Genomic DNA, 15,441 nt, shown 5'->3' with positions numbered 1-15,441 from the left:
AACGTCCCCGGCGACGACATCACCGTCACCCCGCCCACCACACCCAACGCACACTCACCACCGCGCAACGCCTGCACCGCCAGGTGCAACGCCACCAGCGACGAGGAACAGGCGGTGTCCACGGTCAGCGCCGGACCGGTGAAGCCGAAGGCGTACGCGATCCGGCCGGACATGACGCTCGGCGAACCACCGGTCAGCAGGAAGCCGTTCAGGTGCTCGGGGGCCGCGTGCCGCCGGGGTCCGTACTCCTCGGCACTGGCGCCGACGTAGACGGCGGTCGCGCTGCCGCGCAGGGTATGCGGGTCGATGCCGGCGTGCTCGAAGGCCTCCCACGCCGTCTCCAGCAGCAGCCGCTGCTGCGGGTCCATGGCCAGCGCCTCCCGCGGCGAGATGCCGAAGAAGTCCGCGTCGAAGTCGGCGGCGCCGTCCAGGAATCCGCCGTGCCGGACCGGTCCGGGCGCCCAGCCCCGGTCGGCCGGGAAGCCGCTGATGACGTCGCGCTCGCCGGCGACCACGTCCCACAGGTCGGCCGGGGAGGAGACTCCGCCGGGGAAGCGGCAGCCGATGCCGACGATCACCACCGGGTCGTCCTCCGCCACCGGCCGGACGGTGACCGGGGCCGCCGGGTCGGGGGCGGCGTCGAACAGCGAGCGGTGCACGTGCGCGGCCAGCCGGCGCGGGGTGGGGTGGTCGAACACCAGGCCCGTACGCAGCGGGAGTCCGGTCTCGGCGACCAGGGCGTCGCGCAGTTCGACCGAGGTCACCGAGGTGAGGCCGAGGTCGCGGAAGGCGCTGTCGACGTCGACACCGGCCGCGTCGGTGCCGAGGACCCGGGCGAGGGCACGGGTGACCAGGTCGGTGGCGGCGGCGTCGGGGTCGGGCGCGTCGGCCAGCCGCTGCCGCAGCGCTTCGGCGCGGGAGGGCTCGTGCACCGGGTCGTCGCCGCGCGGGATGCCGAGCCAGTGCCGGTCCCGCTGGAAGGCGTAGCCGGGCAGGGTGATCCGGCGGGCGCCGGTGCCCTCGAACAGGCGCGGCCAGTCGACGCCGACGCCGTGCTCGAAGAGCCGGCCGAGGGAGTTCAGCAGCCGCGGCGGTTCGGCCTGGCCGCTCCGGAGCGCGGGCAGGGCGAGGGCCTCGGGCCGGGTGTCGCCGATCGCGCCGGTGAGCGCGGCGTCGGGGCCGATCTCCAGGAAGGCGGTGGCGGCGCAGCCGCGGACCGCGTCCGCGAACCGCACCGGCTGCCGCACGTTGCGGACCCAGTGGTCCGGCGAGGCCGCCTCGGCCGCCGTGAGCGGGGCGCCGGTGACGGTGGAGACCATCGGGACGCGCGGCGGGCGGAAGGTGAGCCCGGCCACCACCTGGCGGAAGTCCGGGAGCATCGGGTCCATCAGGGGCGAGTGGAAGGCGTGGCTGACGGCGAGCCGCTTGACCCGCCGCCCCCGGGCGCGCAGTTGCTCCGCCACCTCGGCCACCACGGTGTCGACGCCGGACAGCACGACCGATTCCGGGCCGTTGACGGCGGCGATGTCGGCGGCGCCGGTCCGGTCGCCGAGCAGGGCACGGACCTCGTCCTCGGCGGCCTCGACGGCGACCATGGCCGCGCCCTCGGCGGGCAGCGCCTGCATCAGCGTGGCGCGGGCCGCCACCAGGGCGCAGGCGTCGGGCAGGTCGAGCACCCCGGCCACGTGGGCGGCCGCGATCTCACCGACGGAGTGGCCGACGACGACGTCCGGCCGGACGCCCCAGGAGGCCAGCAGCGCGGCCAGCGCGACCTCGACGGCGAACAGCGCGGGCTGGGTCCGGCCGGTGCGGTCGAGGCCCTCGCCGGTGTCGATCGTCTCCGCGAGCGAGCCGCCGAGCAGGGCGTCCAGCCGGGCGCATACCTCGTCGAAGGCCCGGGCGAACTCCGGGTAGGCGGCGCGGAGTTCGCGCCCCATGCCGATGCGCTGGGCGCCCTGGCCGGTGAAGACCAGGGCGAGCCTCGGCTCGTCCGCCACCGCGCCGGTCCCGGCGAGGCCGTCCAGACCGGCGAGCAGGTCGGCCGGGCCGGCGCCGACCACCACGGCGCGGTGGGCGAACACCGGGCGGGTGGTGGCCAGCGAGTGGCCGACGTCCACCGGGTCCGCGGCGGCCAGTGCGGTGAGCTTCCCCGCCTGGGCGCGCAGCGCCGCCGGGGTGTGGCCGCTCACCACCCACGGCACGGCCGGCATCGGGGTGGCGGCGGGGCGCTCGGGCCGGGCCGGGGCCTCGGTCAGGACCAGGTGGCAGTTGGTGCCGCCCATCCCGAACGAGCTGACCCCGGCCACCAGCGGCCGGTCGGGTCGGGGCCACGGACGCAGCTCGCGCGCGACCTCCAGGTGGAGTTCGGCGAGCGGGATGCCGGGGTGCGGGGTCTCGTGGTGCAGGGTGGCCGGGATGGCGCGGTGGTGGACCGCGAGCACCGCCTTGACCAGGCCGGCGATCCCGGCGGCGCCTTCGAGGTGCCCGATGTTGGTCTTGACGGAGCCGACCAGCAGCGGAGCCTCGGCGGCGCGCGGGGCGGCGAGTTCGGCGCCGAGCGCGGCCGCCTCGACCGGGTCGCCCACCGGGGTCCCGGTGCCGTGCAGTTCGACGTACTGGAGGTCGGCGGGGGTGACCCCGGCGGCCCGGTGCGCCGCGGCGAGCACGGCGCGCTGGGCGTCGACGCTCGGGGTGGCGAGGCTCTCCTCGCCGCCGTGGTTGACGGCGCTGCCGAGGATGGTGGCCAGCACGGTGTCGCCGTCGGCGATCGCCGCGGCCAGCGGCTTGAGCAGGACGGCGGCGGCGCCCTCGCCGCGCACGAACCCGTTGGCGCGGGCGTCGAAGGTGCGGCAGACGCCGTCGGGCGACAGACCGCCCCAGGCGGCGAGCAGCGCCTCGTTGTCGGGACCGAGCAGCAGGTTGACGCCGGCGGCGACGGCCAGTTCGGACTCGCCGCGGCGCAGGCTCTCGCAGGCCAGGTGCACGGCGACCAGGGAGGAGGACTGTCCGGTGTCGACGACCAGGCTGGGGCCGCCCGCGCCGAGGACGTGGGAGAGCCGGTTGGCGATGACGCTGCGGTGCACCCCGGTGGCGGTGTGCCGGCCGAAGGTGTCGGGGCCGGCCCGGCGGCTCAACTCGCCGTACTCGTCCCAGATCGCACCGACGAAGACGCCGAGGCGGCCGGTGTCCGCGGGGCGGATCCCGGCGTTCTCCAGGGCCTCCCAGCCGACTTCGAGCACCAGCCGCTGCTGCGGGTCGGTGGCGTCGGCCTCCGACGGGGTCATGCCGAAGAACGCGGCGTCGAAGCGGTCGACGCCGTCGAGGTAGCTGCCCCGGGCCCGGCCGGGGCGCCCGGCGGGGGCGGCGGCGACCGCGTCGGTGCCGGTGCTCAGCAGCTGCCAGAACTCCTCGCCGCCCTGCGCACCGCCGAAGCGGCAGGACATGCCGATGACGGCTATCGCGCCGTCCGTCGCTTCGATCTCACCCACGGAGCCACTCATGCTTCCGGTTCTCCCACCGTCGATATGTTCGGGACAATGGCCGCACAGACGATCAGATACCGATGCTAGGCGTGAGAACCGTTCGGGCACTCCCCTGTCAAACCCCTACCGGAGGGGTCCCCCTTACCCCTTTTCGCATATCTCCGGGGTGCGCCGGGAGTTCCGCTCCGACCTGCGGAAAGGACGCCGGCGAAGGGCCGGGAACGACGAATGCGCCCGGTCCGTGGAACGGACCGGGCGCATGCGTCGTAGGGGTGACCGGCGTCGGTGGTCACGGCCGCCGCCGTGACCACCGCACCGGGGGGGACTACGGGACCAGGACGGCCTTGCCGAGGGTGGTGCGCTCCTCGAACGCGCGGTGCGCGGCGGCGGCCTCGGCCAGCGGGAACACCTGGCCGACGACCGGCTTCAGCGAGCCGGCCGCGGCGAGGTCGAAGGCCGTCTGGCGCAGCCGGGCCCCGTACTCGGGCTGCAGGAAGACCCGCGGGCCGAAGCCGGAGACCGAGACGCCGCGGACGTACAGCATCTCGGGGTCGAACTGCGGGGCGGTGCCGCCGGCGGTGCCGTAGACGACCAGCCGGCCGAAGCCCATCGCCAGCAGGTCGAACGAGGCCTTGGAGATCTCGCCGCCGACCCCGTCGAAGGCGACCTGGACGCCGCCGGGGGCGAGGTCGCGGACGCGCTGCTCCCAGCCCTCCTCGGTGTAGTCGAGGACGTGGTCCGCCCCGAGCTCCCGGGCCAGGGTGAGCTTCTTCTCGCCGCGGGCCAGCGCGATCACCTCGGCGCCGGCGTTCTTCGCCAGCTGGACCAGCAGGCTGCCGACACCGCCGGCGGCGGACTGGACCAGCACGACGTCCTTGGGCTGGATCGCGGCGACCTCGGCCACGCCGACGGCGACCACGCCCTGGCCGAAGAGCGCCAGCGCCTCGTGCTCCCCCAGCCCGTCGGGGATCGCCTGGACGGCGCCGGCGGGCAGGACGGCCAGCTCGGAGTAGCCACCGGCGGTCGGGGCGGCGCCGACGACCTTCCGGCCGACCCACTCGTCACCGACACCGGCGCCGACCCGCACGACCGTGCCCGCGACCTCGAAGCCGGGGGCGTACGGCAGCGGCGGGTCCGGGAACCAGGCGAACTGCTGCATCAGGCCGGACCGGATCTGGGTCTCGGCGTAGCTGATCCCGGCCGCGCTCACCCGGACCAGCAGCTGGCCCTCGCCCGGCTCCGGGTCCGGGACCTCGTCGACCTTGAGGACCTCGGGCGAACCGTACTCGTGGAACCGAACAGAACGCATGGGTGCGTCTCCTTGACTCAGCTGCCGTGAACTTCACCATAAGCGGACCGGCGGTCCGCTTGGTTGCGATAGCGTAGCCCCGGATCACCGCTGGATGTCAAGGGAGCTCATGTGGCCGTCAGGGAGCGCGCGGACGCCGCGCACAACCGGCGCAAGATCCTGGCCACGGCCCAGCAGCTGTTCCGGGACGGCGGCGTCGAGCACGTCTCGATGGAGGAGATCGCCGAGGCGGCCGGGGTCGGCAAGGGCACCCTGTTCCGGCGCTTCGGGAACCGCGAGGGCCTCATCGGCGCCCTGTTCGACCAGCTCACGGAGGACTGGCAGGACGGCGCGCTCGACCGGCTGGCCGACCCGGAGGTGCCCGCCCGGGAGCGCGTGCTGCGCTTCGTCGGCGAGCTCTTCGACGAGGTCGTGGTGCCCGGCGGCCCACTGCTGCGCGCCCTGGAGAACGCCTCCCGCTCGCACGCCAACGTGGGCCGGTACCTGCTCTGGCACGACGCCCTCGCCCGGGCGATCGCCGAGGCGCGGCCGGGCGTGGACGCCGGGTTCATGGCCCACGCCGTCCTGGGCGTGCCGCGCGCGGAGTTCGTCGACCTGCTGGTCGGCACCGGGATGACCATGGACGCCGTCCGCGCCGGGGTGCTGGCGCTCACCGACTCGGTGCTCACCGCCCCCGGCTGAGCCCACCGGCCGGGCCGCCGGGCCGGCGTTCCCGCCCGCGTCACCAGGCCGGCGGGAACGCGTCCACCACCTGGCCGGAGACGTGCGAGGACTCGGCGGAGAGCAGGAAGCGGGCGAGCGGCAGGTTGTCCCGCACCGCCGGCAGCGCGGGGTACGGGGTCTCCCGCCCCAGGGCGTCCGCCTTGCGGGTGAGGAAGTCGCGGGAGAGCGTCGTCTCCGCGACGATGCCCAGCGCGTTGGCCCGCACGCCCGACCCGGTGAGCTCCTTGGCGAGCGTGCGCACGTAGTGCTCCAGCGCCGCCTTGGCCGAGGCGTACGCGCCGAGCATGTCGACCGGCACCCGGGCGCTGTGCGAGCCGAGGGCCAGCACGCTGCCCCGCCCGGCCGCGCGCATCGGCGGCACCGCGTACCGCAGACAGCGGACGAAACCGAAGAACGTGGCGTCGAAGACCCGGTTCAGCTCGTCGGCGCCGACCTCCCAGCCGTACCCGACCGCCGAGGCGTCGCCCGCGCTGTAGACCAGGCCGTACGGGGCCGGCGAGACCTCCGCCACCTGGGCGAAGAACGCCGCGACGCTCTCCTCGTCGGTCACGTCGACCTGCCGGTACAGCACGCCGCCACCGGACGGGCGGGCGCTGCGGGCGCCCGCGATCACCGTCCGGCCGGCGCCGGCGAGGTCCTCGGCCAGCGCGGCGCCGAAGCCGCTGCTCGCCCCGACTATGACGACTGCGGACTCTTCCACGTCAGACTCCCGGGCTGCGGTGGTGGTACCCCTGCGGCCATTTCCGTCGAACACGGCCGATCGCTATTCTGCCCACCGCTCCCGTTCCTTTCCGCGGGAAATAGGCCCGGTAGGGGTTGTTTAGGGGCTGCCAGTACCGCGACACCCCGGTTATGCTACTGTCCGCCGCCTTCCGCGCAGGATTTCCGGAAGTCCCGGCATTTCCTCGAATCACCCGTCCGAGCCCGCCGGGAGCAGGTTTCCGTGATATTCGACGACCTTTATCTGGACGGCATCGCCGCCGTCGTCCCGGACTTCGTCACCGTCGCCGACGCGGCCGCCCGGGGGCTCTGCGACGAGGAGCTGGCGACCGGGACGGACTGGCTCTCGGTGGCCGTCGCCGGTGACGTCTCCGCACCCGACATGGCCGCCCGGGCCGGGCGGGACGCGCTGGCGATGTCCCACCACGACGCGGCGGACATCGCCGTGCTGATGCACGCCAGCGCCGGGCACCAGGGCCCCGACATCTGGTCCCCGGCGCACTACGTCCAGCGGCACACCATCGGCGGGTACGGCCCCGCGCTGGAGGTCCGGCAGGGCTGCAGCGGCATGGTCGCCGCCCTGGAACTGGCCGGCTGCTACCTCACCGCCGCCCCGGACCGCGGCGCCGCCCTCGTCACCGCCGCCGACAACTGGGCGCATCCGCTCATGGACCGCTGGCGCGGCACCAAGTGGGCGCTGTTCGGGGACGCCGCCTCGGCCCTCGTCCTCTCCCGCCGGCAGGGCTTCGCCCGGGTGGTGAACGTCTGCGCCTCCTCGCTGCCGGACCTGGAGGAACTGAACCGCGGCGGGGAGGCGCTCTTCCCGCCCGGGGCCACCATCGGACACCGGGTCAGGCTGCGCGAGCGGGTCGAGGCGTTCCAGGGCGACCAGGCCGAGATGGCGAGGCTCATCGGGCAGGCCGAGGCCGGGCTGATCCGCCGCACGCTCGACGAGGCCGGTCTGAAGCCCGGCGACATCAGCCGGGTGACCCACCAGAGCGCCGGGCGCAGGAGCATCGTCGAGCACATCCTGGAGCCCTTCGACGGCGATCTGCGGCTCGGCATGTGGGAGTTCGGCCGCCGGCTCGGTCACACCGGCGCCAGCGACCAGGTCTGCGGCCTCTACCAGCTGCTCGCCGGGCGGGAGGTCCACCCGGGCGACCACGTCATGCTGCTGGGCACGGGTGTCGGCATGGCGTTCGCCTGCGCGATCGTGCGGGTCCTGGACGAACTGCCCGCCACGGCGGCCCCGATCCCACTGCCCTGACGCCACCCGCCGGGAACGCCCGGGGGCCCGTCGTTCGACTGCCGCAGGCAGTGGTCGAACGACGGGCCCCCGCCGCGATCCGGCTCACCCCAGCTTCCTGCGCAGCTCGCTCCGGCCGGCCACCCGCAGCTTGCGGTAGGTACGGGTCAGGTGCTGTTCCACCGTGCTGACCGTGATCGACAGGGAGCGCGCGATCCGCTGGTTGGTCTCGCCCTGGGCGGCCAGCAGGGCCACCCGCTGCTCCGACGGGCTGAGCTGGTCCAGGAACCCCGCGTAGCGGTCCGTCACCTTGTAGCGGGCGACCCGGTGCGGGGCGGCGCCGGGCAGCTCGCCCCACTGCAGGGCCCGCAGCGAGGAGAGGAACCCGGGCCGCCCCGAGGTGTCCTGGAGGGTGGCGAACAGCTCCTCGCGCAGCTCCTGCCGGCGCCGGCCGCGGGCCGTCGCCCGGCCGAACACCCGGGACCGGTCGCCGGCCGGCACCGCCCGGTCCAGCTGGGAGTCGACCATGGTGAGCGCGTTGTCGTGGTCGCCGACGCCCAGGTAGGCCGCGGCGGCCGCGAGCCGCCAGGCGTAGAGGTCCGGGTCCAGCCCCCAGGACGCCAGCAGCCGGCCGCAGCTCATGAAGTCGGCCAGCGCGGACCGGTGCTCGCCGGCGGCGAGGTGGAAGTGCCCGCGGGCGTACAGGTAGCCGAGGCAGTGCCGGGTCTCGTACATCGGCGCGGGCACCGGGCGGCGCACCCACTCCCTCGCGGCGCCGGGCTCCGCGAGGTCGGTGTACCCGGCGACCAGGCAGGCCAGCGGCCCGCCGATCCAGGCGCCCCGGCGCTGCGGCGGGACCATGTCCAGCACGGCCTCCGCCCGGGCCAGCCCGACCAGGACGTCGCCCCGGTGCAGCGAGGCCTCCGCGCGGGCCGCCAGCAGCCGGGGCGCCCAGGTGTCGGCGGCGAGCCGGACGGCGTCCGGCAGCACCGCGTCGCACCAGGAGATCGCCGCCTCCGGCCGGTTGCTGTGCACCAGGGCCGTGACCGCCGCGAGCACCGCCGAGGCGGTGTCCTCCCGGAAGACGCAGGCGGAGAGCGCGGAGGCCGCGCCGTCCGCCGGGTCCGGCAGGCCCGGGTCGCCGAGCAGCCGGCTCGCCAGGGCCCAGGCCGCCCGGTGCCGGACCGGGCCGCTGTCCTCCTCCCCGCCCGCACCGGCCGCCGGGCCGCCGGGCGGGACGCGCTCCGCGTCCGCGGCCACCGCGCGCAGCAGGCTCGGGAACTCACAGGCGACGAGCAGCCGGTCGGCCGCCGCGTCCAGGTGCCGCTGGCCGTTCCGGGCGCCGCCGCCCGCGTCGCGCCGCCGCTCCAGCACCGCCAGCAGGTCCTTCGCCTGCCAGAGCAACTCAGGCGCCGTCTCGGGTCGTTCGACAAGATTCATCGGTGGTTCGCATCCCTCCGGGACCACGGGCCTCATGGTCCGGTCATGGCGCGGGCACGGCCGGAGCACAGGCTCGGCCCGGCGCGCAGGGGCAGGCATGGGTGACGTACGGGCGGGGGCGGGGTGCGGCACGGAGCCCGCCGTCCGGCGCGAAGGCGTCCGGAAGCGGCGGTCGTCCGGCGGTCGGCCCGCCGATCGGGGTGAAGGGACGAGGGGGGACGCTCCCAGGGCGGCCCCAGGACGCCCCGGGACGGCGCCTCGGGTGCCGCGACGCGGACGTCGGGCCGCCGGGCCGGGCCACGGGTGGCCGGGAGCGGAAGGAAGGACGGCCGCGGACGGATCGGGCGGGCGCGGCCGACGGACGCCGGGCGCACGGGCACCGGGCCGAACGTGCCGGGCGTGCGGTACCGGGCCGGTCAGGCCGGTCGGCAGCGCGCGGTCACGAGGCCTGCGGCCACGGCGGCGGGTTCGCGCCCGGGCGGCCGAACGGCCGGCCTTCCGCGGTGTCGGGCGGTCGTGAAGTCTCGGTCATGTGGCGGCCCCCGTCGTCACTGGTACCTGTCTACCTCTACGGACGCTCATCATGGCCGATGCCGTCCTCCGGCCGTCCTCCGGCCGTCCCCGCGCGGTCCTCCCCCGGAGCCGGTGCGATCCGATCGTTCGGACGGAAACTCCGGGACCGTCCGGCGCGTTGGTCCGAGGGCCCGGCAGCCCGGCCGCACGCCCGCGCCGGCAGGCCCGAAGCGGGCCGGTGGTGTCCGAACCGGCCCCGCGCCCGCGCCGGAGCCGCGGCTGTCGACCGTGGAATATGGCATTCGAAGATCCGTTTGAATCCAAGTAGCATCGTGGCGAACAGCCCGCGACGGACTTGGTGACGGCGCGTCAGAACGGGGGAGGCTGAGTGAAATTCCGCATTCTCGGACCGCTGGAGGTCGGGGCGAACCACCGCAAGGTGCCCCTGGCGGGCCCCCGGCAACACCTGGTGCTCGCCCTCCTCCTGCTGAAGGCCAATCAGAGCGTGCCGCTCGGCGAGCTCGTCGACGCGCTCTGGGACGATCCGCCGCGGACGGCCGAGAAGCAGGTCCGCAACGCGGTCTCCATGCTGCGCGGTCTGCTCAAGTCCGCCGGGGTCACCACCCTGCCGACCGCCGTCGGCGCTACCGGCTACCGCCTCGACGTCCCCGACGACCAGCTCGACGCGGCCGCGTTCGCCCACGCGCTCGCGGCGGCCCGGCACCACGCCGCCGCCGGGCAGTTCGCCGCGGCGGTCGAGGAGTTCCGGGCCGGGCTCGCCCTGTGGCGCGGACCGGCCTTGGCCGGCCTGGACAACTCGGCCCTGCAGCCGCACACCTCGCGACTGGAGGAGCAGCGGCTCACCGCGATCGAGGAGTGCGTCGACCTCGAACTCGCGCAGGGCCACCACCAGGCCGTCGTCCCCGAGCTGACCGACTGGCTCAGCGCCCACCCGCTGCGCGAGCGGCTGGCCGGCCAGCTCATGCTCGCCCTCTACCTCTCCGGCCGCCAGTCGCACGCGCTCACCGTGTACGAGTCCACCCGGCGGCGGCTCGCGGACGCGCTCGGCCTCGAACCAGTCCCGGAGCTGCGCGAGTTACGCCAGCGCATCCTCACCAACGACGCGGCCCTCGGCCGCCCCCGGACCTTCACGTTCGCGCCGCCCGCCCCGCACAGCCTGCCCAAGGACATCAGCCACTTCACCGGGCGGGAGCAGGAGCTGCACACCCTCGCCGACCGGGTGACCGGCCACCACGACCAGGTGGCGCCCAGCAACGTCCTGCTCGCCGCCGTGGACGGCATGGCCGGGGTCGGCAAGACCTCGCTCGCCGTCCACCTCGCCCACCGGATGACCGAGCGCTACCCCGACGCCCAGCTCTACCTCGACCTGCACGCGCACTCCCCCGGCCTGGCCCCCCTCGATCCGGGGGCGGCACTGGAGAAGCTGCTGCGCTCGGTGGACGTCACGGGAGCCGCCGTCCCCGAGGACCTGGAGGAGCGGGCCGCGCTGTGGCGCACCAGGCTGGCCGGCCTGCGGGCGGTCCTCGTCCTGGACGACGCGGCCAGCTCCGCCCAGATCCGGCCGCTGCTGCCGGGGACGGCCGACTGCCTGATCCTGGTCACCAGCCGAAGCCGGCTCACCGACCTGGACGCCGCCGCGGTGCTCTCGCTGGACCCGCTCCCGCCGGCCGACGCGGGGCGCCTGCTCGACCGGATCGTGGGCGACCGGCGGGTGGCCGCCGAGCCCAAGGGCGTCGCCGAGCTGCTCCGGCTCTGCGGGTACCTGCCGCTGGCCATCCACGTCACGGCGGCCCGGCTGCGCCACCGGCCCGCCTGGACCGTCGCCTACCTCACCTCCCGGCTGCGCGGCCACCGGCGCCGGCTCGGCGAGCTGCAGACCGCCGAGAGCGGCATCGCCGCCGCCTTCGACCTCTCCTACCGCCGGCTCAGCCCCGAACCGCGGCACCTCTTCCGCCTGCTGGGCGTGCTCCCGGGGACGGACTTCGACGCCGACGCGGCGGCGGCCGCCGCCGGGATCGACCGACGGGCCGCGGACCGCGTGCTGGAGGAACTGCTCGACGTGCACCTGGTCCAGCAGCCGCGCGAGGAGCAGTACCGGCTGCACCCGCTGCTGCACGCCTACACGGTGCACCTGGCCGCCACCGAGGCCGGTGAGGCCGAGCGGCAGGCGGCGCTGACCCGGTTGTTCGACCACTACCGCCGCACCGCGGCGGTGGCCATGGACATCGTCTCCCCGCCGTGGCGGTGCGACCGCCCGCCGCTGCTCCTCCCCGGCGGGCCCGCGGCCTCGCCGGCCGGACTCCACCAGGCCACCGAGTGGTTGGAGGCGCAGTGGCCGAACCTGCTGTCGGCGGCGGAGACGGCCCGGCGCGGCTGGCCGGACCAGAGCGCCGACCTGTTCCGCGTGCTGCGCCACTACCTGCACCTGCGCGGCCAGCACGCCGAGGCGCTCTCGTTGCACAGCCGCACCGTCGCCCTGGCCCGCGACACCGACGACCGGGAGCTGGAGAACCTCGCCCGGTACGGTCTGGGCCTGGCCAACCAGCGGCTCGGCCGCTACGACAACGCCCTCACGCACTTCCGCCAGGCCCTCGACGTCGCCCGCGAGCTCGGCGACCACGTGACGCACGCCCGCACGCTCAGCAACATGGGCCTGGTGCTCCACCGGCTCGGCCGCTACGAGAGCGCCCTCACGCACTTCGCCCAGGCCCTCGACCTGGCCCGCGACACCGGCACCCCGAGCGCGGAGTGCTACGCGCTGTGCGGTCTGGGCCTCGTCCACGAACGCCTGGGCCGCGCCACCACCGCCGTCATCCACCTGCGCCAGGCCCTGGTGATCGCCCAGCGGATCGACGACCGCGACATCCAGGGCTACGCGCTGAGCAACCTCGGCCGGGTGCAGTGCGGCCCCGGCCACTACGAGCAGGCCTGCGACGACCTGCGCAGGGCCCTGGCCCTGGCCCGCGAGACCGGCGCCCGCGACCTCGAAGGCCACGCGCTCTGCGGGCTCGGACTCGTGCACCAGCGCCTCGGCGACTACGACACCGCCCTGACCCACCTCCACCAGGCGCTCGCGCTCGCCCGCGACACCAGCACCCGCGACCTCGAAGGCCACGCGCTCTGCGGCCTCGGGCTCGTCCACGAACGCCTCGGCGACCACGACACCGCCCTGACCCACCTCCACCAGGCGCTCGCGCTCGCCCGCGACACCAGCACCCGCGACCTCGAAGGCCACGCGCTCTGCGGCCTCGGCGAGGTCGCCTGCCGGCGGGGCGACCCGGCCGCGGCGCTGGACCTGCACGGCCGAGCCCTGGCCATCAGCCAGGAGACCGGCGACCGCCACCGCCAGGGCCGGGCGCACCGCGGCCTCGCCGCGGCCCACCGGGCGCTCGGCGCGCCGGACGCCGCCCATGAGCACGACCGGCTGGCCGACCAGCTCCAGCGGCACTCCGGCGGGTGGCGCCCGGCCGGGCCGGACCGCCGGCGCGGCCCGGCCGAGCGCCCGGCCCCGAGGGACCTGGGGCGGGTCTGAGCGGGCCCGGGGCCGGTCCGACCGCTCGCGTCACATCGTCGCGCGGCGGGAACGGCCGGACCGGCGGGCCCCCGGGGGTGTGCGCGAAGTACCGCCGGATCCGCGACGCGACGTTGCGAACACCTGCGAACACCCCCTAGTGCGGGCGGACCGACAGCGCGTGGTGGAAGATGTCGCGCGGGTCCCGGGCGGCCTTGATCTGCTGCAGCCGCGCGTAGTTGTCCTTGTAGTAGATCGTCGACCAGGGGGCGGACGAGGTGTTCCAGGCCGGGTCGGCGAGGTCGACGTCGGGCCAGTTGACGTAGTTCCCGTCGGTGACGCCGTTGGGCACCGGCACGCCGCCGGTGGTCGCGTAGACGTCCCGGTAGAGCTCCCGGACCCACTGCAGCTGGCGGGTCTCGTCCGCGGCGTCGGACCAGTAGTTGGAGAAGGAGGCGAGCATCACCGAATCGCGGTGCGGCACCGCGGTCGTGGTCGGGGAGAAGGAGTTGACCTTCCCGCCGAAGGAGAAGAGGCCCATCAGACCGGAGGCGTACGTGTACGAGGGGCTGGTCAGGTAGCGGTAGACGGTGCGCAGCTGGTCGGGGGTGTACCCCTTCTTGTGGTAGGCGCCCTTGGTCTTCGAGCGCAGCAGCAGGCTCGGGATGCCGAACACGCCGGCCACCTCGGAGGCGCTGGTGGTCGTGGTGTAGAGCCACGGCAGGTTGCCCGTGGTGCTCGCCGCCGGGGCCGCGGCGACGTTCCTCGTCATCGCGGCGGCGAAGTCGGTCAGCATCTGCTGGGTGCCGGTGACGGTCGGGTCGACCTGGGCCCGGACGATGACGCCGCCCTTGCCCTGGCGGATCGCGATGAGCGAGGCCCAGAGCTGGTTGGCGGCGGCGCCCGGTGCGCTGTTCTGCTCGTGCCAGGTGCCGAAGTTGGTGACGAGCGTGGTGAACGCCGCCTCGTCCAGCTGGGACCAGTCCCAGAACAGCGTGGTGATCATGATGCCGCCCGGGGTCGGGGGCAGCAGCTTGGTCGGATCGGTGCCGGTCGCGCCGGGCGAGCGCAGCCAGAACCGGGTGACGATGCCGAAGTTCCCGCCGCCGCCGCCCGCGTGGGCCCACCAGAGGTCCCGGTTGGGGTCGTTCGCCGAGGAGGTGGCGATCACCGAGCGGGCCATGCCGAAGGCGTCCACCACGACGACCTCGACGGCGTAGAGGTTGTCCGCGACCAGGCCGTAGAGGCGGGACAGCACGCCGTAGCCGCCCCCGGTGATGTGGCCGCCGACGCCGACGCTGGGGCAGGAGCCGCCGGGTATCGTCACGCCCCAGCCGAGGTCGAGGGTGCGGTAGACCTGCGAGAGGATCGCGCCGCCCTCGACCGCGAAGGCGTTCATCGTCGCGTCGAAGTACACCGCGCGCATCTCGGACAGGTCGATGACCACCCGGACGTCCGGGTCGTCGACGAAGTTCTCCAGGCAGTGGCCGCCGCCCCGCACGGTGACCCGCTTGCCCGCCGCCACGGCCTCGTTGACGGCCTGCACGACCTGGCTCGTGGAGCCGACCAGCTTCACCGCGTCGGGGTTGCCGGTGAAGCGGCGGTTGTACCCGCGCAGCAGCAGGTCCGGGTAGCGCCGGTCGCCGGGCGCGACACTGACCGGGCCGAAGCCCTGGGTCAGGAACGGCCACGACTGGTCGGCGCCGGCGTCCGGCACCGGCGCGGCCGCCGCGACCCCGCCGCCCACGACGAGATCCGTCGCGGCGATCCCGAGTCCGGCCGCCCCGAGTCCGGCCAATGTAAAGCGTCGACGAGACAACTCCGCCATGAAATCCCCCTGCTGGCACCAGCACGCGTCCGAATGTCACGAGAAGGCCCGAAGTCGAATTCCGGCCACCTCGTTCGGCCAAATGATGCTACGTCCGGCGGACCCGTCAACCGGCCCCCTAAGAACCCCCTATCCCGCCCCCGCGAAGGCGTCCGGAACACCACCCTTCTGGGAGGCTGACCTCACGGTATGTCCGCGCGTGGCAAGAGAGTTGGATTGACATGACCACTTACCTCATCACCGTGCTGAGCAACGTGCACGAGGGTCGGGAGAAGGACTTCCACGACTGGTACGAGAACACCCACATTCCGGAGATTCTCGAAGTTCCGGGAGTTCTTTCGATCCGCCGGCTGGTGCTCAACGACGAACAGATCGGCGCCGACAAAGGGCACTCGCAGGCCCACTACCGCCATCTGACGCTGATCGAGATCGAGACCGACGACTTCGACGCCTCGCTCGCCGCCATCAGCACCCTGGACGGCAGCCGGGCCGAGGAGCTCCTGGTCCCGGGCCAGGTGCTGGCCTCGCTGTACCGGGACCCGAAGGTGTACACCCGGTCCTGACCCGGCGCGGGGCCTCGGCGGGGGCGGGCGAGCGAGGAGAGACGACCATGCCCGAAAACGGGATCGCGAGCGACATCACCCCCAC

Annotated in this window: 9 protein-coding genes; 4 read left to right on the top strand and 5 right to left on the bottom strand. The window is 74.7% G+C overall.

The features are described from left to right. On the bottom strand, nucleotides 1–3,443 hold a 3,443-nt coding region (locus ABT263_RS37025; RefSeq protein WP_502885928.1), incomplete at its 3' end, for a type I polyketide synthase. A gap of 364 nt (nucleotides 3,444–3,807) precedes the next feature. Further along, nucleotides 3,808–4,791, bottom strand: coding sequence for a quinone oxidoreductase family protein (locus tag ABT263_RS37020; protein ID WP_329486224.1), 984 nt, complete (start codon nucleotides 4,789–4,791; stop codon nucleotides 3,808–3,810). Between the two features lie 111 nt (nucleotides 4,792–4,902). On the opposite strand from ABT263_RS37020, the gene ABT263_RS37015 reads away from it, so the two are divergent. Further along, nucleotides 4,903–5,472 carry a TetR/AcrR family transcriptional regulator gene (locus ABT263_RS37015; protein WP_329486225.1) on the top strand — a complete coding sequence of 190 codons (570 nt, stop codon included), beginning with the start codon at nucleotides 4,903–4,905 and terminating at the stop codon, nucleotides 5,470–5,472. A gap of 40 nt (nucleotides 5,473–5,512) precedes the next feature. On the opposite strand, the gene ABT263_RS37010 is transcribed toward ABT263_RS37015, so the two are convergent. Further along, entirely contained in the window at nucleotides 5,513–6,214 is a 702-nt protein-coding gene (locus ABT263_RS37010; protein WP_352297855.1) for an SDR family NAD(P)-dependent oxidoreductase, read from the bottom strand. 243 nt (nucleotides 6,215–6,457) lie between these two features. On the opposite strand from ABT263_RS37010, the gene ABT263_RS37005 reads away from it, so the two are divergent. Next, on the top strand, nucleotides 6,458–7,501 hold the full coding sequence (locus tag ABT263_RS37005; RefSeq protein WP_352297852.1) for a ketoacyl-ACP synthase III family protein: 1,044 nt from the start codon (nucleotides 6,458–6,460) through the stop codon (nucleotides 7,499–7,501). Between the two features lie 84 nt (nucleotides 7,502–7,585). On the opposite strand, the gene ABT263_RS37000 is transcribed toward ABT263_RS37005, so the two are convergent. Then, nucleotides 7,586–8,920: a LuxR C-terminal-related transcriptional regulator gene (locus tag ABT263_RS37000; RefSeq protein ID WP_352297849.1), complete on the bottom strand. Its 1,335-nt coding sequence runs from the start codon at nucleotides 8,918–8,920 to the stop codon at nucleotides 7,586–7,588. Between the two features lie 901 nt (nucleotides 8,921–9,821). On the opposite strand from ABT263_RS37000, the gene ABT263_RS36995 reads away from it, so the two are divergent. After that, the gene (locus ABT263_RS36995; protein ID WP_352297846.1) at nucleotides 9,822–12,986 is read left to right on the top strand and encodes an AfsR/SARP family transcriptional regulator; all 3,165 of its coding nucleotides are present in this window, start codon (nucleotides 9,822–9,824) and stop codon (nucleotides 12,984–12,986) included. A gap of 136 nt (nucleotides 12,987–13,122) precedes the next feature. On the opposite strand, the gene ABT263_RS36990 is transcribed toward ABT263_RS36995, so the two are convergent. Next, a complete protein-coding gene (locus ABT263_RS36990; protein WP_352297843.1) occupies nucleotides 13,123–14,712 on the bottom strand; it encodes an FAD-binding oxidoreductase in 1,590 nt (529 codons plus the stop codon). Between the two features lie 302 nt (nucleotides 14,713–15,014). Between ABT263_RS36990 and ABT263_RS36985 the strand changes: the two genes are divergently transcribed. Next, nucleotides 15,015–15,356: a hypothetical protein gene (locus ABT263_RS36985; RefSeq protein ID WP_352297841.1), complete on the top strand. Its 342-nt coding sequence runs from the start codon at nucleotides 15,015–15,017 to the stop codon at nucleotides 15,354–15,356. Nucleotides 15,357–15,441 lie beyond the last annotated feature (85 nt).

The organism is Kitasatospora sp. NPDC001603 (assembly GCF_040298365.1).
Lineage (GTDB): Bacteria > Actinomycetota > Actinomycetes > Streptomycetales > Streptomycetaceae > Kitasatospora.
Note: the sequence above shows the minus strand (reverse complement) of the source record. Positions and strands in the feature narration are given on the sequence as shown.

What these genes read in the sequence shown, in the direction of transcription:
- ABT263_RS36985 (WP_352297841.1), top strand. Translation starts at nt 15,015, where the DNA reads ATGACCACTTACCTCATCACCGTGCTGAGCAACGTGCACGAGGGTCGG.
- ABT263_RS37020 (WP_329486224.1), bottom strand. Translation starts at nt 4,791, where the DNA reads ATGCGTTCTGTTCGGTTCCACGAGTACGGTTCGCCCGAGGTCCTCAAG.
- ABT263_RS37000 (WP_352297849.1), bottom strand. Translation starts at nt 8,920, where the DNA reads ATGAATCTTGTCGAACGACCCGAGACGGCGCCTGAGTTGCTCTGGCAG.